Origin of the sequence: Halomicrococcus gelatinilyticus, assembly GCA_024227995.1 — an archaeon.
Classification (GTDB): domain Archaea; phylum Halobacteriota; class Halobacteria; order Halobacteriales; family Haladaptataceae; genus Halomicrococcus; species Halomicrococcus gelatinilyticus.
Window position 1 is genome coordinate 606,723 of sequence record CP100465.1, and the last position, 18,636, is coordinate 625,358.

The window sequence follows — 18,636 nt, forward strand, 5'->3', positions numbered from 1 at the left end:
GGTCAGTCCCCAGCCTGGTCGTCTACGAGTTCGAGCAGTGGTCGGATTTCCTCGAACTGCGGCCCCTTGCTGACCTCGTTCGTCTCTTCGTCCCAGGTGACGAACCCGTATTCGTCGAGCATGGGAAGATGATTGTGATGCATGGCTGCCTGTCGCCGGCGGTACTCCAGCGATTCCGTGTCCCCACCGGCGACGGCCGGGTCGCCCGGAGACTGGGGATTGTGTTCGAGGAGCGCAGCCAGTAGCGTTCGACGGCGGCCGTCTGCCAGCGCTTTGAAACAGTAATCGTTCATGATTGTCGGGGAGATTCACCACGCAGGATGGTCGATTCCCCGGTTGGCCACCCTGTAGGTGACTGGGGCCCACACGCGTATAACGCTGTTGTGAACGTAGACGTTTAGCTTCGAGTTTTCGCAGTTCTCAGGACTAGAATCTGTTGTTTCTGAATCGTGGTGTGGAGTTTTCGGGATTCATTCATTACCTGTTGTGGGAAACCACAGACCTATCGGGAACAGTTCAGCTGGTCGGTTCGTCGTCGTTCGGGTCCGCTTCGTGCGCGTCCGTCTCCTCCGTCCCCTGCAGGAAGAAGTGGTTGAACGGCTGGACGTGGCGGCGACGCAGCATCTCAGAACTCTCGATCTCGACGCCGATGTCGTGGATAGCGTCGGTGATCCGGGTGATTTCGGACGTACTCGTTCCGACGACGTCTACGTGGATGTTCCGTCTGCCGGTGAGCATCTCCCGAACGTCGATGACGCCCTGGATTCCCCGGATCTGCTTCGAGAACTCTGGGAGCTCGGTGGGCGGCGCGGTGACGACGAACGTCACCTGTAGCGGGAGGTTCGCCGCCTCGTAGTCGATCTCCGGGTGGTAGCCCTGGATGATGCCGTCTGCTTCGAGCTGGTCGATGCGGTTGCGAACGGTGCTGGCCGAGACGCCCGCCATGTCGGCCATCTCCTGTGCTGTCACGTTGCGGGCGTCCCGCTGGAGCAGGTAGAGGATGCTTCGGTCGACGTCGTCCAGGTCCCGGCCCATGCCGACTAGCTACGGCGTGGAGGTTCCTAACGCATTCTATAACGAAGATGGCACTCTCGCGTTCGAGCCTCGATGTCGGCGTCGACTGGGGACGACGCCGTGGATGGAGCAGCGACGCCTCGCTCCGACCTCACGGGAGTGGCGACTCTCGGTAACGGTGCTTCAAAAACTGTTTTACAGACCGAGCAGAAACCCCGCGTATGTTCAGGCGGTTTTCGATTCCGACGCCGTTCGCGGTCGGACCGGTGAACGCCTACCTCGCCGGGCGGACGCTGGTCGACCCGGGGCCGGGGAGCGAAGAAGCATGGTCGGCGCTGCTCGACGCGCTCGAGGAGCAGGGCCTCGCGGCGTCCGACATCGAGCAGGTGTTCGTCACCCACCCGCATCCGGACCACTTCGGCCTCGCCAGACGCCTCCGCGGGGAGGGCGCGCGCGTCGTCGCAAGCCCCGGAACGGCCGGCGTCATCCGCGACTTCGCCACCCGACTCGAGTACGAGCAGGAGTTCTTCGTCGACTTCTTCGAGCGCCACGGCATGGCCCGCTCGACCGCCGAGACGGTGGCCGACCTCCCCGAAGCGTACCTCTCGGTCGCCCCGGCCGTCGAGACCGACCTCGAACTCGCGGACGGCGACGCCGTCGAGGTCGACGGCACGACGGTGACCGCGGAGGCGGTCGACGGACACGCCACCGGCGAGACCATCTTCACCTACGAGGACGGGGAGGCGTCGGAAGCCATCGTCGGCGACCACGTCCTGCCGCACATCACGCCGAACCCGCTGCTGCAACCGCCGAGCGAGGAAGGCGAGATGCGCCCGCGCGTGCTCCCGGCGTTCAACCGGTCGCTGGCGGAACTGCGCGAACGGGAGTTCGACCGCCTGCTGCCGGGACACGGCGAGGTCGTCGACGCTCCGAGCGAGCGCATCGACGAGATACTGGCGGCCCACGAGGAGCGCACCGCGAACGTGGTGGAACTGCTGGACGGGCCGACCACCGCCTTCGACGTGATGGAGGGACTGTTCGGCGACCTGCCCGCGACGGAGCAGTTCCCGGGCATGAGCGAGGCCGTCGGCCACCTCGACGTGCTGGAGGAGCGCGACCGCGTCGCCCACAGCGAGCGCGGGGGCGTCCGCGTGTACGAGGAGGTGGAGGCGTGAACGACCTCCAGCCCGTCGCGCTCGGCGACGAACCCGCGGACCTCGTGGTGAAGGGCGGTCGCGTCCTGTTGCCGGAACTCGGCGAGTTCCAGGCCCGCGACGTCGCCGTCAAGAACAACCGCGTCGCGGCGCTGCCGGAGGACGCCTCGGACGTCGTCGGCGAGCAGACGCGCGTCATCAACGCCAGCGACCGCGTCGTCGCACCCGGATTCGTCGACGCCCACACGCACCTCGACCTCCACCAGACGTTCGAGAACGCCTACCACTACGCGCTGGAGAGCGGGACGACGACCGTCGTCTCCGAGGTGACCGGGTTCGGTCCGGCGTTCGGTGCGGAGGGCGTCCAGGAGTTCCTCGCCGCGACGTCCTACCTCCCCATCCGCGTCGCGGCGACGGTGCCGCCCCAACCGGTCCTCGACACGTTCGAACCCGCGCACGAGGACCCCGACGAACTCGCCAACCTCGTCGAGGACTCCCGGGTCGTCGGCGTCGGCGAGACGGACTGGATCCACGCCGTCGGCCGCGACACGCCCGCCGAGGAGCTGTACCGGGCCGCGACGCTTGCGAACAAGACCATCACCGGCCACGGCGCGGGCTGTACCGGCGAGAAGCTACAGGCGTTCGCCTCCATCGTCGACGACGACCACGAGGCCATCTCCGGCGACGAGATGGTCGAGCGCGTCGAGAACGGCGTACACGCCGTCGGCCGCTACGGTTCCATCCGGGACGACATGGCGGCCGTCGGCGACGCGTACGCGGAGGTCGGCGCGTCCGAGATATCGCTGTCGACCGACGGGATGTGGCCCCGGGAACTCATCGGCGAGGGCTACATGGACGTCGTCGTCCGCCGCGCCATCGAGGAGGGCGTCCCGCCGGCCGACGCGCTGCGGATGGCGACGCTCAACCCGGCCCGTCACTTCGGCCTCTCCGACCGCGGGACGCTCGCGCCCGGCAATCTCGCGGACATCGTCGTCATCGACGACCTCGAAGCGGTCAACGTCACGACGGTGGTCGCTGACGGCGAGGTCGTCTACCACAACCACGAGACGAAGGTCGCGCCGCGGTCCTACGAGTACCCCGACCACTTCTACGACAGCGTCGACGTCAGCACCGACCCCGACGAGTTCCGGGTGCCCGCCAGCGCGGCCGTCGACGGCGCGGTCCGCGCCATCGAACACGACCACGGGCTCATCTCGCTGTCGACGACGGTCGAACCGCCGGTCGAGGGCGGCGAACTCGTCGCCGCGCCGGAGGACGGCCTGCTGACGGCGACCCTGCTCGACCGTCACCCCGACGGCGACGGCACCGGCTTCACCGGATTCCTCACGGGCTACGGCGCGTTCGAGGGCGCGGTGGCGACGAGCATCGTCTGGGAGCGCCCCGGCGTGCTCGCCGTCGGTAGCGGCGACGACGTCCGGACGGCGGTCGCCCACCTCAACGAGATGGGCGGCGGCTGGGCGGTCGTCGACGACGGCGACGTCATCGCGGAACTGCCGGCGCGCGTCGCCGGCGTCTGCTCGGACCTCGAGGTCGAGGAGACGGCGAAGCTCTACGACGCCGTCGAGAGCGCACTGCGGCAACTCGGCGCGGACGCCGACCGGCCGATGCTGGCGCTCCAGACGCTGACCTTCCCGGGAGTGCCGGCGCTGAAGCTGTCGTTCTCGGGCTACGCCGACGTGTTCGCCCGCGAGACGGTCGGCCTGGCGCCCGAGTAGCGTTCTATCGCTCGCTCTCGTCGGTGGTGTCTCCGCCCGCCGTTCGCTCGCCACCGGCGGGGTTGCTCCGCTCCTGGACCATCAGCACCTGCTCGTAGGGCAAGAAGTCGCGGCCATCCTCGCGGTGGACCCAGAGGCCGGTGTCGTAGAAGTCGAGTTTTGACCCCTCGAGGGGCGACTCGGCCACGTTCTCCACGTCGGACTTGAGGTGGACGTAGTACGTGTCTTCTCGCATGGCGGAGGGGATACGCCGCCTGCCTGCAAAAGCGTCACGCCGATTCCGGGGCGTGCGATGGGACCGTCGCGTCGACGAAACGACTTTTCCGGTCGCCGCCGAACGGCCGGACGTGACGGACCGAACGAGGGCACACGTCTACGTCTCCGGCACGGTACAGGGCGTCTACTACCGAGCGAACACCCGCGACGCGGCGACCGAACGGGACGTCGACGGCTGGGTGCAGAACCTCGCCGACGGTCGCGTCGAGGCCGTCTTCGAGGGGCCGGAGGACGCCGTCGAGGAGATGGTCGAGTGGTGTCACACCGGCAGTCCCGCCGCCGACGTGAGCGACGTCGCGGTCGAGTACGACGACCCCGAGGGCGAGGACGGCTTCCGCATCCGCCGGTGAGGCGCTGCGACTCCGGTTCCGCTCACGTCACTCGAACGGGTCGGTGTACTCGCGGCGCGGGAGGTCGTTCCCGCCGCCCGAGTGGCGGGCGAACTGCAGGCCGCCGCCGACGGCGAGGGCGACGACGAACCACAGCGGCGTGAACGCGAGGGCGTCCGCACCCAGCAGTTCGCCGGTCCGGTACCAGTGCGTCCACAGCGGGGCGACGTAGGCGAGCACCGTCGCGCCCACCACGTTCGCGACCACCGCCGCGATGAGGACGTAGTACCGCCAGGCGAGGACGAGGGTGACGCCGCCCGCGACGGCCGCCACCACCGCGAACTGCGTCGACCGCCCTCCGCTCAGGAGCGCCTCGTTCTGGACCGCCTCGACCAGTACCGCTAGCTGGAGCGCCGCCGACGGGTCGGCGACGGCCGTCGGGTCGACGACCCGCCGACCGGCGGCGAGGGCGTACGCCGGTATCGCCGTGACGACGAACCCGACGACACCCGTCACGACCCGGGTCAGGAACGGGAACAGCGAGTAGCCCAGGACGCTGCCGGCGAAGGCGAGCGCGGCCGCGAGCAGCAGTTGCGTCTCGACGGTGACGGCGTAGTCCGCCAGCGCCGGCCCGAACCAGCCGACCGCGCCGCCGATGGCGGCCCCGCCGAGACCGCCGCCCCAGGACAGGAGCACCTTCGCGAGGTCGTACCCCAGCAGCGACCCCACGAGGCCGACCGTCGTCGCAGCGAGCAACGGGAGCATCGGTTCGATGCTAGCGAAAGACATGGTTTGCTGGTTGGATAATACCATCGCAATTACTTATAGGTGGAGCATCACGACAGTATCCGAACGGAAGCCACAGCCTTCGGACGACGTTCAACGATGGCGCGACGCGGCCGGGACGTTTCGATCGATCACCCGGGCGTCAGTTCCGCAGGTAGTGGAACACGTACGTCTGGGCGTAGCCGGCGTACTCGCCGCCGAACGCCTCGCGGATGGCGCGAGAGGTCTCCGCGTACGAGCCCCGTTCGCAGTCCGGGTAGTGCTCCTCGATGGCGGTCCGTATCCAGGTGTCCAGCGGGACCGCCTCCAGGTATCCCAGCGAGAACAGCAGGACGCAGTCGGCCACCTTGTCCCCGACGCCGACGAACGTCGTGAGCGCCTCGCGTGCCTCCTCGTACGGCAGGCCCCGCACGTCGTCGGCCGTCATCTCGCCCGTGGCGACCAGTTCGGCCGTCCGCTGGACGTACGGTGCGCGGTAGCCGAGGCCGAGGTCGCGGAGTTCGTCCTCCGTGGCGTCGGCGAGACGCTCCGGCGTCGGGAACGCGTGGTAGGTGTCGCCGTCGAAGGCGATCGTCTCGCCGTACTCGCGGGCGAGCGCGGTCTGCATGTCGTAGATGCGTTTCACGCGCATCTGGGCCGAGCAGATGAACGACACGAGACAGGCGAAGAAGGGGTCGCGGACGAGACGCATCCCGGCGTAGGCGTCGTAGGCCGACTCGACGAGCGGGTCGTCGGGCGAGGCGTCGACGATGGCGTCGAGGTCGTCGTCGAGGCGGAGGAGGTCGACGAGTAGCGGGTCGGCGTCCGTCGTCGCCTCCCACTCCAGCACGCCGCCCGCCGTTCCGGTCGCGTTCGCGTCGTCGCCAGCACGCTGTCGGACGCGCACCACCTCGCCGTCGACGACCGTGTAGTACCACGCCGAACCGCCGTACGCGCCCGTCCGTTCGTACGTCCGACCGTCGGCGCGGTGCCAGCAGTAGCTCTGGCCGCTCTCGACGGTCGACTGGAGGTCGAACCCGCCCGGAAGGTCTGCCACGGGGATCGAACCGGTTAGCATCGCTCCCGACGAGGCACCGGAGCGGAGCAAGTCTTTCGCTTCTGCCCCGGCAGACCGACGACTCCACGCGATTTGTTGACGTGGGGTGCCGGCAACTGGCAGTATCGGGTGTGAGAAGCGCGTTCTCGCTCAGCACCTCCGCGAGAGGGCCAAACTTCATACTGTTGGCGATACAACAACCGGTGGGACAATGAACTGTAGAGTCGTCGTCGAGGCCGCGATTCCGGTGTACGACGTGGAGACGCCGGACGAGGCAGTACGGATCGCCATCTCGAAGACGGGTGAGTTGCTGAACCCGGACCTCAACTACGTCGAGATAAACATGGGCGAACGCACGTCGCCGTCGGGCGAAGAGTTGCCGCCGGCGTTCATCGCCGCGGACGAGGCGCTCGTCGCGCTCGAGCTGGAGATGACGGTGTTCAACGTCGAACGCGAGGAGCACGCCTCGCGCATCGCCCGGAAGGAGATCGGTCAACGCCTCGAGAACATCCCGCTCTCGGTCCTCGAAGTCGAGGTCATCGAGGACGACGAACTCGACGACGAGGAGGACGACACCGAGGACGTCGAGGAAGCCGGCGACGCGTCCGACGAGGACGATTCCGACGACGTCCTCCCCGAGTTCGAGGACCTCATCGAGTAATCGACGGGACGAAGCGGCGTCGACGGGACGAAGCGGCGTCGACCGGGGAGAGGGGTTTCCGTCTCTACAGTTCCTCGTGGGTCGACCCACACGTGATTTTATCCCGCTGGCCGTCGACCCGGTAGTGCATGAGCGTCAGTTTCGACTTCAGCGACGACGTCGCGCTCGTGACGGGAGCGAGCGGTGCGCTCGGAAGTTCGGTCTGCGAAGCCTTCGCCGAGGCGGGGGCGACGGTCTGCGCGACCGACGTGGTCGAACCGGACGACGAGGCGTCGGCGCTCGACCCGAACGCGGTCGAGTTCTACGGCGGCGACCTCACCGACGAGGCGGCGGCCGAGTCGCTCGTCGCGTCTGTCGTCGACGACTACGGCGGCATCGACGCGCTGGCGAACGTCGCGGGCACGTGGCAGGGCGGCGACCCAATCGAGGAGACCGACGTGGGAACCTTCGACCTGCTCTTCGACGTGAACCTGAAGACGGCGTTCCTCGCGAGCAAGCACGCCCTCCCCTACCTCCAGGAGCGCGAGGGGGCCATCGTCTCCGTCAGCGCCCGCGCCTCGCTCGAGGGCGGTGAGGGCGACGGCCTCTACCGCGCGTCGAAGGCCGGCGTGCGACTGCTCACGGAGAGCATCGCGGCGGAGAACGAGGGGACCGTCCGGGCGAACGCCGTCATGCCGAGCGTCATCGACACGCCGGCGAACCGGGAGATGATGCCCGACGCCGACCACGAGCGGTGGGTCGACCCGCGCGACATCGCCGACGTCATGCTCTTCCTCTGCAGTGACGCCGCGAGCGTCACCAGCGGAGCGGCAGTGCCGGTGTACGGTGAAGCGTGAACTGGGGCCTCGGTGGCCGGGGAACCGACCGGCGGTCGCGCGCCGTCCGTTCAGTCACCGAGGGACCGACACCATTGTTTTTAATGAGGGTTAGATAATCGATAGTGTACGATTCCCGTGGTTGATAGACATCGCTTTGTTTATAACCATCAGTTAGTAATGGCAGCCACACACAAGCATGTCTGACAGAGAGACGTGGGCGACCAGGGTGGGGTTCATCCTGGCCGCCGTCGGGAGTGCAGTGGGTCTCGGAAACATCTGGCAGTTCCCGTTCAAGACGTCGACGAACGGCGGAGCTGCGTTCGTGTTCGTCTACCTGCTCGCGGCGTTCCTCATCGGTCTCCCCGCGATCCTCGGGGAGTTCGTGGTCGGGCGCCGCGCGAAGCGGAACGCCATCGAGGCGTTCGAACGGATCGACCATCCGGCGTGGACGGTCATCGGAGCGCTCGGCCTGTTCACCGGGATGTGGATCCTGTCGTACTACAGCGTCGTCGGTGGCTGGGTGCTGCGGTACGTCCTCGGCAGCGCGACGGGCGCGTACTTCGGTAATCCGGGCGACTACTTCGCGTCGGTGTCCGTCGGCGCCGACGCCGTCGCGTTCCACGCCGTCTTCATGGCGCTGACCGCTGGCATCGTCGCGTTCGGCATCGAGGACGGCATCGAGAAGGCGACGAAGGTGATGGTGCCGTCCGTGCTCGCCATCCTGGCCGGCCTCGCCGTCTACGCATTCACGCTCGACGGCGCGAGCGCGGCGTACGGCTACTACCTCAGTCCCGACTTCGGGTACCTGCTCGACAACCTCGGGAACATCGTCCCGTTCGCCGTGAGTCAGGCGTTCTTCTCGCTCTCGCTCGGGATGGGCGCGATGATAACCTACTCCTCGTACATCGACGAGGACCAGAGCCTGCCCGCCGACGGGTCGACCATCGTCGTCCTGAACACCTTCGTCGGGCTGCTCGCCGGTCTCGTCGTCCTTCCGCTCCTGTTCGTCCAGTTCGGCAGCGTCCCGGAGGGTGCCTCCGGCGGCGGTCCGGGTGCCCTGTTCGTCTCCGTGGCGACGGCGTTCGGGAACCTCGGCATGGCCGGCCGTGTCGTCGGCCTCGTGTTCTTCTTCGTGGTGCTCATCGCGGCGCTCTCCTCCGCCATCAGCCTGCTGGAGGTCGTCACCTCCTACGTCGTGGACAAGTACGGGTACGATCGGAAGGTCGCCGCCTTCGGCTTCGGCGGCGTGCTCTTCCTCGTCGGCACGCTCGCCGCGGGCGACACGGCGTGGCTCGGCTGGTTCGACACCATCGCCTACAAGTTCCTCCTGCCGGTCTCGGTGCTACTCGCCGTCTACTTCGTCGGCTGGGTGCTCGGACCGGTCGCGCTCGACGAACTCGAGAAGGGGACGGACGACATCTCGACGTTCGCGCCCGCCTGGCTCTGGATGATCCGGACGTTCGTCTTGGCCGCCGTGCTGGCCACCCTCCTGCTGGGCGTGAACACGCTCTACGAGATGCCGGCGCTCCCCTCCTTCTAGAGACCGTCACCGTCACCCCCGTCTGGAGCAGAACCTGACGATCGAACGACCGCGTCGGGTCCAGAGCTGCTACTAAAGACCAGTTGAACATCGTCGGCGTCTCGCTCTGGCGACCGGTTCGGTCCGCTGTCAGGTCGCCGTAGACCACCGTGCTGGCCCCCGATATAGTCACCGCCGCGGAACGACCGACGTTCTCTAGCCACACCACCCTCGTTCGACGTCGAACGTTCAGAAATTTTCAAGTACAAGAGCCGCACACATACATATCCTCGGTTTGACGGTTCCAATCCCGAAACCCTCTTATCCGAGCGGTGAGCCACTGCGTGACATGGTACGTGAATCGTGGGGGACACGCATCGGGTTCATCTTCGCCGCCGTTGGGAGCGCCGTCGGCCTCGGCAACCTCTGGCGGTTCCCATGGATGACCGCCGAGAACGGCGGAAGCGCGTTCCTCGTCGTCTATCTCGCCATCGTTCTGATCGTCGGCGTGCCCGGCCTCCTCGCGGAGTTCGTCATCGGGCGGCGCTCGAAACGGAATCCGGCCGGTGCACTCCGCCGACTCGCCGGGGGTTCGGACTCCTGGGGACTCGTCGGACTCCTCGGCGTGTTCACCGCGCTCGTGCTGTTGTCGTTCTACAGCGTCGTCGGCGGCTGGATCCTCCGGTACGTCGGCGCGAGCGCCACGGGGGCGTACTTCGGGAACCCCGGCACCTACTTCGGCAGCGTCGACTTCGGCGTCGAGGCGGCGGCGTTCCACGTGGGCTTCCTCGCGCTCACGGCGCTTGTCGTCGCCGGCGGCGTCCGGAGCGGTATCGAGAAGGCGACGAAGGTGATGACGCCGGTCATCGTCGTGCTGCTCGTCGCGCTGGCAGGCTGGGCCGTCAGCCAGCCGGGCGCGGGGGCCGGGCTCTCGTTCTACCTCGACTTCGACCCCTCTTACCTCGAGTCCCACCCCGTCTCCGTCCTCCAGGCCGCCGCCGGCCAGGCCCTGTTCACCCTCTCGCTGGGCGTCGGCACGATGATAACGTACGCCTCCTACCTCGGCGAGGACAACAGCCTCGCCTTCGACGGAAGCGTCATCGCGCTGCTGAACACCGGCGTCGGCTTCCTCGCTGGCCTGGTCGTCTTCCCCCTGCTGTTCGCACTGCAGGGCGGCCTCTCGGAGACGACCGCCGGCGGTGGACCCGGCGCGCTGTTCGTCGGCGTCGCGGGCGCGTTCAACCAGATCCCGTTCGGTCGCGTGCTGGCCGTGGCGTTCTTCGGCGTCGTCCTGCTCGCCGCCCTGTCCAGTTCCATCAGCATGCTCGAGATCCCCGTCGCCTACCTCGTCGACGAACACGACGTCCCGCGTCGGGCGGCGACGCTCGGCCTCGGGGGCCTCGTCCTCGTCACGGGGACGATCTGTGCGCTCAATCCCGGCCTGTTCACGACGGTCTCCGGACCGGTGGTCGACACCCTGCTCACCGCCGGTCTCGCCGGATTCCTCGTGTTCACCGGCTGGGTGCTCGGGAAGGACGCCCTCGCGGAGTACGGTACCGGCTCGGGGGCGCTCGCCCGGTCGCTCGGCGTCCCGTGGCTCTGGAGCGTCCGGACGGTCCTGCCGCTGTTCCTCGTCTGGACGCTCGCGCTGAGCTTCCTCTAGAGCGTTCGTCACCGTCGTCGCGTTCGCTCGGACGACGGTCGAACCGAGAAGCGACGGAGTCGACGAACGGGTCGGCGGTGCTACAGTTCGACCGCCATCATCACCTCGTCGACGTACTCGCCGTCGATCTTGTAGTGGTCCTCGCGGACGGCCTCGATCTCCCAGCCGTGCTCCTTGAGGAACTCGATGGCGTACTCGTTGGTCGACGGCGCGCTCTGGTACACCTTCTCGTAGCCGTTCGAGGCCGCCCACTCCAGGCCGCGCTCCAGCAGATGGCTTCCGATGCCGTGGCCCTGGTACTCGTCGAGGACGCCCACGGTCAGCTCCGCGGTGTGGCCCAGTTTGCTGAGTTCGGGCGCGTTGAGATGCACCCAGCCCACCACGTCCTCGCCGACGGTCGCGACGAAGAACATCCGGGATTCGAGTTCGTTGTACCGCAGCAGCGTCTCCTGGTGGTCGATCTCGTCGGCGACGCTCTCGGCGACGATGTAGGTCCCGTCCTCGGCGACCTGTCGAATGGCACCCACGATGCCGGCGAGGTCATCCTGGCGAGCAGGCCTGATGACGAACTCCACGTCGTCGACGTCGTACTCCTCCTCCGCGCCGGTCTCCAGCGCCACCGAGAGCACGCCGTCGTCCTCCGTGAGGTACCCGTCGCGCCGGAGGATGGCGACGTGGTGGCGGAAGCCGCCGGGGTCGACGTGTAGCGCTTCCTGGGCCTCGTCGGCGTCGACGGTCCCGTTCCGCTCGACGTACTCGTAGATCCGTCGTCGGTCTTCGTGACCGAACTCTAGCTTCTCGGAGAACTGCATGAAACGTGTTACCATCCAACAATACTTATCTTTATCGTCGAATGGAGTCGGTGAGCCGCCGGACCCGCCCCGGTGTACTCCGGGCAGCCGAGAACGTAGTTTTATCAACGGATGGTCGTGATATCGAACGACATGGGACACGAGACCGATACGAACGGGGACGACGTCAGGACGGCGCTCGTCGCCGCGTTCTCGGAGTTCGGCGGCGACTCCCTCCGCGACGTCTGGCTGTTCGACGAGTCGGACTTCGAACCGCTGTACCTCCGCGACGACGTCGAGGAGAAGCTGGCGTCGGTCGACGTGTCGAAGTTCATCGACAACGAGCGGTACGGCTTCGTCACGCGGGAGACGTACGACCAGCTCTACTACGCTTCGTATCGTTACACAGTCCGCGGGTTCGACGACTTCGAGCAGTTCAGGACGTTCGTCGAGGACGACGACGCCCACGTCGGCGTGTTCGCCAGCCTCGACCAGCGGTCTGGCGGCTACGAGTACGCTACACTCGACGCACACGTCCAGGACATCGTCTCGGGATACGAGCTGGCGACGCTCTCTCCGAGCGAGTGACCCGGAACGGACCGTCGACCCGTTCCCCGTTTCGGACGGCTGGCTCGAGCCGTGAAATTTCGGGGCTGGCCGGGAACTATTTAGAGTACCTATGAGGCCGTTTCACACTGTTCCGGACACCATGACTACCACCGCATCATTGAGCATATATCTAGGAATTATAAGGGTACTTAGCCTTGATGCGGCTTTCCTCAGTTGATGGCGTCCGACAATCAGCAGTCCGACAACGTATCGCGCCGGAAGTTCCTGCTCGCGTCTGGTGCGGGTGCGACCGCAGCGCTCGCCGGGTGTACCGGCGGCGGGGACGACGACACCACGACTGACGGTGGCGATTCGGACAACAACAACGACGACAACGACAACAGCAACGACAACAGCAACGACGACTCCTCCAGCGAGGCGTCGCTGCTCACCGCCGAGGGGTCCTCGACGGTCTACCCCATCTCGAACAAGGGTGCCTCCTACTGGGTGTCGAACGCGCCGCCGAGCGACGGCGAGTACTGGGGTTCGAACGACGAGGGCCAGGTCCCCGGCTGGGACAAGATAGACACCGACATGAAGATTGCCGACTACTGGGCCAGCAAGTACGGCTTCGAGCCGACCGACAAGCGCTCGAAGCCCCCGTTCGTCGTGAACGTCGGCCTGAGCCACTCCGGCACCGGCTGTAAGGCGGTCCGCGACGGCCTCGTCGACATCGGCAACTCCTCGGGTAACATAACGGCCGAGCTCGACATCAGCGAGGAGGAGCGCGACGAGAACTACGTCGACCACGTCGTCGGCCGCGACGGCCAGCCCGTCGTCGTCAGCAGCGACGTCTACAACAACGGCGTCCAGCAGCTCACCGGCGAGCAGGTCCGGAAGATCTACCAGGACGAGATCACCAACTGGAAGGAGGTCGGCGGCCCCGACAAGCAGATCTACGTCGTCGGTCGCGCGGAAGGCTCCGGTACGGACACCTCGTTCCGGTCCAACATGCTCGGCGACCCGGACGCGCCGATGCCGGGCGTCGACACCCGCCAGGGCCAGAACCACGGCGTCCGGAAGGTCGTCCAGCAGAACGAGGGCGCCATCGGCTACATGGCACTCGCGTTCACCAACGACAACGTGCTCCCGATCGCGATCGACTTCGACGGGACCACGTACAAGCCCGACAAGGACGCCGAGAACACCATCTTCGACAGCTCCTACCCGCTCAACCGCGACCTCCACATGTACACGACGAAGACCGAGGACACCCCGAACGGGACGGACAAGCGGGAGGCGGCGTTCATCAACATGTTCCTCTCCGAGTTCGGACAGAAGGTGTTCGTCGAGGCGAACAACTACATCCCGCTCCCGAGCAAGGACATCGAGAAGGAGAAGGGCAAGCTGCCGGACCAGGCGTAACGCCGCTCGACCGCAGTGGATACGCGGGTACGACCGCCGTTGTTCTTTGGCAGTGAGACGATAAACGAACCTCAATGATACCTGACCTAACGAACCAATGTCGAATACAAGCAACGTAACTCGGTGGCGAAACGGCGCGCGGGAGCGATTCGTCGCCGCGCGCGAGTTCGTCGCGACGACCGAGACGGACGCGCTCGTGACGGCCACCGTCGGAATCCTGGGGCTGGTGGGAGCATTCGTCGGGTTCGTCCTGACCTCCCCGTACACGTCGGTCGCCGTGGGCGTGTTCCTCGTCTCGGTCGTCTACGGCTGGCTCCGTCACCAGGAACTGACCGCCCGCTGGGTGACGCTCGCGATGACGGTGTCGACGAGCCTGATACTGGCGCTGATACTGGTGTTCATCGTCCTGGAGGCGTGGCCCGCACTCCAGTACGAGAGCGCCGAGGTGTTCGGAATCTCCGTCCCCGGCCTGCGAGCGTTCACCGACCCGAACTGGCGGCCGGCGTCCAATCCGAAACGGTTCTCGATGCTCCCGATGATCCACGGGACGGTCCTCGTGACGGTCATCGCGACGCTGGTCGCGGGACCGCTCGGCGTGGCGGCCGCGCTGTTCCTCAGCGAGATCGCCCCGCCCGTCGTGCGCGAGTTCGTCAAACCCGGCGTCGAGATCCTCGCCGGCATCCCGTCGATCGTCTACGGGTTCCTCGGCTTCGTCGTTCTCGGCCCGTGGGTCAGCGACCGATTCGACATCGTCGGGCAGGGGACGTACCTCTTCGTCGGAATCGTCGTCGGCCTGATGGCGCTCCCGACGGTGGTCTCGGTCGCCGAGGACGCCATCAACAGCGTTCCGGAGTCGATGAAGAGCGGATCGCTCGCGATGGGGACGACCGACTGGCAGACGATGACGGCGATCACCATCCCGGCCGCCTTCTCGGGCATCTCCGCCGCCGTCCTGCTCGGCGTCGGCCGCGCGATCGGCGAGACGATGGCCGCGACGGTGATGCTCCGCAACCAGCCGGAGATCGCCGAGCCCCTGTACAACGTCTTCTATGGGTTCGAGACGCTCACGTCGGTCATCGCGAACAAGTACGGTTCGGCGACCGGAACGCAGGAGAGTTCGCTGTTCGTCGCCGGCATCATCCTGTTCGTGTCGGTTCTACTGTTGAGCATCGGTTCCCAGATGATCGAGGCGCACATGCACAGGAAACTGGGAGGGAACGAGTGATGTCGGGCAGTACCGACACCGGCGTCGTCCGCGAGGACGCGACTGCAGTGGAGTCGGCCGCGGCGGCGATGGTCGGCCTCTCGGCCGTGCTGTTCGTGCTCGCGCTGGCGGCCCAGTTCGACGTCGTCTCGGTCACCGGCGAACTGGCCGGGTTCTCGACGATCGCGGTGCTCGGCGGTCTCCTGCTGGCGATCGGCCTGGCGGTCGTCGCGTTCGGCGTCGGGTCGCGACTCGGTTACGTCGCGACCGACCCGAGCCCGTCCGCCGGACTCGTCGCCGCGACGCTGTTCACCGGCATCTGGTTCGTCGTCGGCGGACTGGTGGCCTCCCAGGCGTTCGGCCTGGGAACCGTCGGCTGGCTCGTCGTGGCGATCCTCGCCGGGGCAGCCGCGTTCGTGACGACAGCCGTCCCGCGAGAGGACGTCGGCTCGACGGTTCCCGCCGGCACGCTCGCGAGCTTCTTCGGCCTCGTGATGCTGACCGGCGCCATCGGCCCGAACTGGTCGTGGACGCCCGCCAACTTCCCGGCATCGCAGTCGGTGACCCTGTTCCCGCGGGTCGTCGTCCCCCTCATCGTCATGTTCTGTGCGCTCGTTGTCGGCTGGGCCGCCGCGAAGGCGTACGGCGGCTTCGGTGCGCGCGGCCGCCACCTCGGAGCGCACCTGCTCATCTACCTGAACGCGATGTCCATCATCGCGGTCCTGTTCGTCCTCGTCATCTTCGTCTTCGTCAAGGGGATCGGCCCCGTGACGAAGGGGTTCGAGGTCGGTCTCGGCGTCGGTCCGGCGACGACGGTCGAGCTGTTCGGCATCGGGTACACGATCGTCTGGCCGGTGTCGTGGCCGTTCCTCATGAAGGGCGCGTACATCCTGAACGACGTGAACGGGGTCCTGCCGGCGATCGTCGGCACCGTCTGGCTGGTCGTCGGAGCCACGGTACTGGCCGTCCCCCTGGGCGTCGGTTCGGCGATATTCCTCACCGAGTACGCCGAACGCGGCTGGTTCACGCGGGTCGTCGAGGTCACGACGAACGCGCTCTGGAGCACGCCGAGCATCGTCTTCGGGCTGTTCGGTGCCGCGTTCCTGGTGCCGCGGTTCACCCCGGACCCGCAGAAGTCGTTGCTCGCAGGCATGATCACGCTCGGGTTCATGCTGCTCCCGCTCGTCCTCATCACGGCCCGCGAGGCGATGCTCTCGGTGCCCGACGAGTACCGCGACGCGAGCGCCGCGCTCGGGGTCTCGAAGTGGGACACCGTCCGGAGCGTCGTCCTGCCGGCCGCGATGCCCGGAATCGTGACCGGCGTCATCCTCGGCGTCGGCCGCATCGCGGGCGAGACCGCACCCCTCCTGCTCACGATGGGCGGCGGTTCGTTCGTCTCGGCATCGCAACGCGCCCAGGTCCTCGGCGGCTTCCAGTTCACCGCTGCCCCACCGTTCGTGACCAACCCGGAGCTCACGCAGGCCACGACGGCGCTGCCGTACCAGCTCTATCAGGTCATCCTGACCGGTACCGGGGCGACGGCGGGAGTGAAGAACATCCAGGCGTTCGGATGGGGCACCGCGCTGGTCCTGCTCGTGGTGGTCCTCTCCTTCTACGCGATCGGAATCGCCACACGACAGTACTTCCGGAGGAAGCTACAGTATGAGTGAAACGAAAGTGAAGAACGAAGCGTACGACAGTACCGACCAGCCACTCGAAACGACAAGCGGCGAGAGCGCGGAGGAGATCCGCGAGGAGTGGACCGACTACGCGTTCGCGGGCGAGCCGAAGATCTCCGTCGAAGACCTCGACGTCCACTACGGCGACGACCACGCGCTCCAGAGCGTCTCGATGGACATCCCCGAGGAGAGCGTCACCGCGCTCATCGGGCCGTCCGGCTGCGGGAAGTCGACGTACCTGCGGTGTCTCAACCGGATGAACGACCGGATCAAGAGCGCGCGCGTCGACGGGTCGGTGGAGATCGACGGCGAGGAGATTTACCAGGAGAACGCCAACCTCGTCGAGTTGCGCAAGCGCGTCGGCATGGTGTTCCAGTCGCCGAACCCGTTCCCGAAGTCGATCCGCGACAACATCACCTACGGCCCGCGCAAGCACGGCGACCTCGACAGCGGGCTGTTGGCGTCGCTGCTCGGCCGCAGCACCGACGAGAAGGAAGACGAACTGGTCGAGCGGTCGCTGAAGCAGGCGGCGCTCTGGGAGGAGGTCAACGACCGCCTCGACGACAACGCACTCGGGCTGTCGGGCGGCCAGCAACAGCGGCTCTGCATCGGCCGCTGTCTCGCCGTCGACCCCGAGGTCATCCTCATGGACGAGCCCGCGAGCGCGCTCGACCCCATCGCCACCGCCAAGATCGAAGACCTGATTGAACAGTTGGCCGAGGACTACACGGTGGTCGTCGTCACGCACAACATGCAGCAGGCCGCCCGCATCAGCGACCAGACCGCCGTCTTCCTCACCGGCGGCGAACTCGCGGAGTACGGCGAGACCGAACAGATCTTCGAGGACCCCAACAGCCAGCGCGTCGAGGACTACATCACCGGCAAGTTCGGGTGAGCACGATGAGTAGGTCGCTATCCGACGACGAGGTCTCCCGGAAGGTCCAGTCGGTCGGCGGGTCGTCGTTCACGGTGTCGCTCCCGAAAGACTGGGCGACCGATCACGGGCTCGAAGCCGGCAACGAGGTGTACCTCTACCCCCACGAGGACGGGACGCTGATACTCCGGACTGCGGAGCGGGGAGAGGGCGGGGACGACGCCGACCTCCGGGTGGACGACCTGTCGAGGGAGAGGCTCCCGACGGTGGTGGACGCCCTCTACGTCGCGGGGAAGGACCGCTTCACGCTCCGGACGGACGACCGCTTCACGTCGGCCCAGCGACGAGCCATCACCACCGCCGGCAACGAACTCATCGGGATGGAGGTCGCCGACGAGGCCACCGACAGCGTCACGTTCAGGAGCATGCGACGCTCGGGACAGCTGTCGATCGGACAGACGGTGCTGAACCTGCGGTACGTCGCGCTCTCGATGCATCGGAACGCGATGAGCGCGTTGCTCGACGCCGACCCGGACGCGGCCCGTGAAGTCATCGCACACACCGACGACGTGGACCGACAGTTCGCGCTCGTGAGCCGGTGCGTCGAACGTCGGATCGGTCTGCCGCGCGGGCCGAACCGGCCGGACGTGGACCGCCGGACCGCGCTGGACTACTACGCCATCGCGCGCGAACTCGAGGGGATCGCCGCCCGCGCCGAGCGCGTCGCGGTCGTCGCGCTGGAACTCGACGAGTCGCCGACTGGACCGGTCGAGTCGGAACTCGACGACCACGCTCGTCGCTCCCGGACCGTGGTCGAGCGTGCGGTCGAGGCGACCATCAACGGCCGTGCGCCGGCGACCGCCTACGACGCCATCGACGAGCACGAGGCGCTCACTGCGGACGTCGACCTGCTGGACGGACTCTCGTCCGGGCCGGGCGACGTGAACCCCTACTACCTCGCACTGGTGCTCGACGCGCTGATCGGAACCGCGGACCACGGTCGTCGGATCGCGGAGCGTGCCCTCAAGATGGGGCTTCGCGCCGAGTCACCGCTTCACTGAGCCGACTCGACGATCGACTGCGGACTCCTTCGACTCGTTCTCGGAATCTGCATCGTCGCGT

At 67.0% G+C, this 18,636-nt stretch carries 19 protein-coding genes; 13 read left to right on the forward strand and 6 right to left on the reverse strand.

Translation table 11 applies throughout. The features are described from left to right. Positions 1 to 2: 2 nt before the first annotated feature. Positions 3 to 293: a DUF7344 domain-containing protein gene (locus NKT36_RS03265; protein ID WP_327052518.1), complete on the reverse strand. Its 291-nt coding sequence runs from the start codon at positions 291 to 293 to the stop codon at positions 3 to 5. A gap of 223 nt (positions 294 to 516) precedes the next feature. Next, positions 517 to 1,035, reverse strand: coding sequence for an Lrp/AsnC family transcriptional regulator (locus NKT36_RS03270; protein WP_327052519.1), 519 nt, complete (start codon positions 1,033 to 1,035; stop codon positions 517 to 519). Between the two features lie 200 nt (positions 1,036 to 1,235). On the opposite strand from NKT36_RS03270, the gene NKT36_RS03275 reads away from it, so the two are divergent. Together NKT36_RS03275 and NKT36_RS03280 are read left to right on the forward strand one after the other, a co-directional pair. Continuing rightward, positions 1,236 to 2,189 carry an MBL fold metallo-hydrolase gene (locus tag NKT36_RS03275; RefSeq protein WP_327052520.1) on the forward strand — a complete coding sequence of 318 codons (954 nt, stop codon included), beginning with the start codon at positions 1,236 to 1,238 and terminating at the stop codon, positions 2,187 to 2,189. After that, a complete protein-coding gene (locus NKT36_RS03280; RefSeq protein ID WP_327052521.1) occupies positions 2,186 to 3,904 on the forward strand; it encodes an adenine deaminase C-terminal domain-containing protein in 1,719 nt (572 codons plus the stop codon). Before NKT36_RS03275 ends, NKT36_RS03280 begins: the two co-directional genes overlap by 4 nt. A 4-nt stretch (positions 3,905 to 3,908) precedes the next feature. On the opposite strand, the gene NKT36_RS03285 is transcribed toward NKT36_RS03280, so the two are convergent. Continuing rightward, positions 3,909 to 4,139, reverse strand: a complete 231-nt coding sequence (locus NKT36_RS03285; RefSeq protein WP_327052522.1) for a hypothetical protein — start codon at positions 4,137 to 4,139, stop codon at positions 3,909 to 3,911. Positions 4,140 to 4,251: 112 nt separating this feature from the next. Between NKT36_RS03285 and NKT36_RS03290 the strand changes: the two genes are divergently transcribed. Next, positions 4,252 to 4,530 (forward strand): acylphosphatase, encoded by a 279-nt coding sequence (locus tag NKT36_RS03290; RefSeq protein WP_327052523.1) that lies wholly within the window; start codon positions 4,252 to 4,254, stop codon positions 4,528 to 4,530. A 27-nt stretch (positions 4,531 to 4,557) separates the two neighbouring features. Here the strand turns inward: NKT36_RS03290 and NKT36_RS03295 are convergent, their stop codons facing one another. Further along, entirely contained in the window at positions 4,558 to 5,298 is a 741-nt protein-coding gene (locus tag NKT36_RS03295) for a hypothetical protein (protein WP_327052524.1), read from the reverse strand. Positions 5,299 to 5,437: 139 nt separating this feature from the next. Next, a complete protein-coding gene (locus NKT36_RS03300) occupies positions 5,438 to 6,352 on the reverse strand; it encodes a DNA-3-methyladenine glycosylase family protein (RefSeq protein WP_327052525.1) in 915 nt (304 codons plus the stop codon). Between the two features lie 190 nt (positions 6,353 to 6,542). Here NKT36_RS03300 and NKT36_RS03305 point away from each other — a divergent pair, with 190 nt between their 5' ends. The 4 genes from NKT36_RS03305 to NKT36_RS03320 all read left to right on the forward strand — a co-directional run bounded on the left by NKT36_RS03305 (position 6,543) and on the right by NKT36_RS03320 (position 10,992). Next, entirely contained in the window at positions 6,543 to 6,992 is a 450-nt protein-coding gene (locus tag NKT36_RS03305) for a DUF555 domain-containing protein (protein ID WP_327052526.1), read from the forward strand. Between the two features lie 128 nt (positions 6,993 to 7,120). After that, a complete protein-coding gene (locus NKT36_RS03310; RefSeq protein ID WP_327052527.1) occupies positions 7,121 to 7,828 on the forward strand; it encodes an SDR family oxidoreductase in 708 nt (235 codons plus the stop codon). A 178-nt stretch (positions 7,829 to 8,006) separates the two neighbouring features. Next, positions 8,007 to 9,350 carry a sodium-dependent transporter gene (locus tag NKT36_RS03315; protein WP_327052528.1) on the forward strand — a complete coding sequence of 448 codons (1,344 nt, stop codon included), beginning with the start codon at positions 8,007 to 8,009 and terminating at the stop codon, positions 9,348 to 9,350. A 328-nt stretch (positions 9,351 to 9,678) separates the two neighbouring features. Beyond that, complete coding sequence (locus NKT36_RS03320) at positions 9,679 to 10,992, forward strand: sodium-dependent transporter (protein ID WP_327052529.1); 1,314 nt, start codon at positions 9,679 to 9,681, stop codon at positions 10,990 to 10,992. Positions 10,993 to 11,072: 80 nt separating this feature from the next. On the opposite strand, the gene NKT36_RS03325 is transcribed toward NKT36_RS03320, so the two are convergent. Beyond that, on the reverse strand, positions 11,073 to 11,804 hold the full coding sequence (locus NKT36_RS03325) for a bifunctional helix-turn-helix transcriptional regulator/GNAT family N-acetyltransferase (RefSeq protein ID WP_327052530.1): 732 nt from the start codon (positions 11,802 to 11,804) through the stop codon (positions 11,073 to 11,075). Positions 11,805 to 11,936: 132 nt separating this feature from the next. Here NKT36_RS03325 and NKT36_RS03330 point away from each other — a divergent pair, with 132 nt between their 5' ends. The 6 genes from NKT36_RS03330 (at position 11,937) to NKT36_RS03355 (ending at position 18,575) form a co-directional block, all read left to right on the forward strand. Continuing rightward, positions 11,937 to 12,371: a DUF7522 family protein gene (locus tag NKT36_RS03330; protein ID WP_327052531.1), complete on the forward strand. Its 435-nt coding sequence runs from the start codon at positions 11,937 to 11,939 to the stop codon at positions 12,369 to 12,371. Between the two features lie 198 nt (positions 12,372 to 12,569). Beyond that, entirely contained in the window at positions 12,570 to 13,757 is a 1,188-nt protein-coding gene (locus NKT36_RS03335) for a PstS family phosphate ABC transporter substrate-binding protein (RefSeq protein ID WP_327052532.1), read from the forward strand. A gap of 97 nt (positions 13,758 to 13,854) precedes the next feature. Next, the gene (pstC, locus tag NKT36_RS03340) at positions 13,855 to 14,982 is read left to right on the forward strand and encodes a phosphate ABC transporter permease subunit PstC (RefSeq protein ID WP_327052533.1); all 1,128 of its coding nucleotides are present in this window, start codon (positions 13,855 to 13,857) and stop codon (positions 14,980 to 14,982) included. Further along, on the forward strand, positions 14,982 to 16,631 hold the full coding sequence (gene pstA, locus NKT36_RS03345; RefSeq protein WP_327052534.1) for a phosphate ABC transporter permease PstA: 1,650 nt from the start codon (positions 14,982 to 14,984) through the stop codon (positions 16,629 to 16,631). The genes pstC and pstA overlap by 1 nt, the downstream gene beginning before the upstream one ends. After that, positions 16,624 to 17,535, forward strand: coding sequence for a phosphate ABC transporter ATP-binding protein PstB (gene pstB / locus NKT36_RS03350; RefSeq protein ID WP_327052535.1), 912 nt, complete (start codon positions 16,624 to 16,626; stop codon positions 17,533 to 17,535). The genes pstA and pstB overlap by 8 nt, the downstream gene beginning before the upstream one ends. Before the next feature lie 5 nt (positions 17,536 to 17,540). Then, the gene (locus tag NKT36_RS03355; protein WP_327052536.1) at positions 17,541 to 18,575 is read left to right on the forward strand and encodes a phosphate uptake regulator PhoU; all 1,035 of its coding nucleotides are present in this window, start codon (positions 17,541 to 17,543) and stop codon (positions 18,573 to 18,575) included. Positions 18,576 to 18,636: the final 61 nt, after the last annotated feature.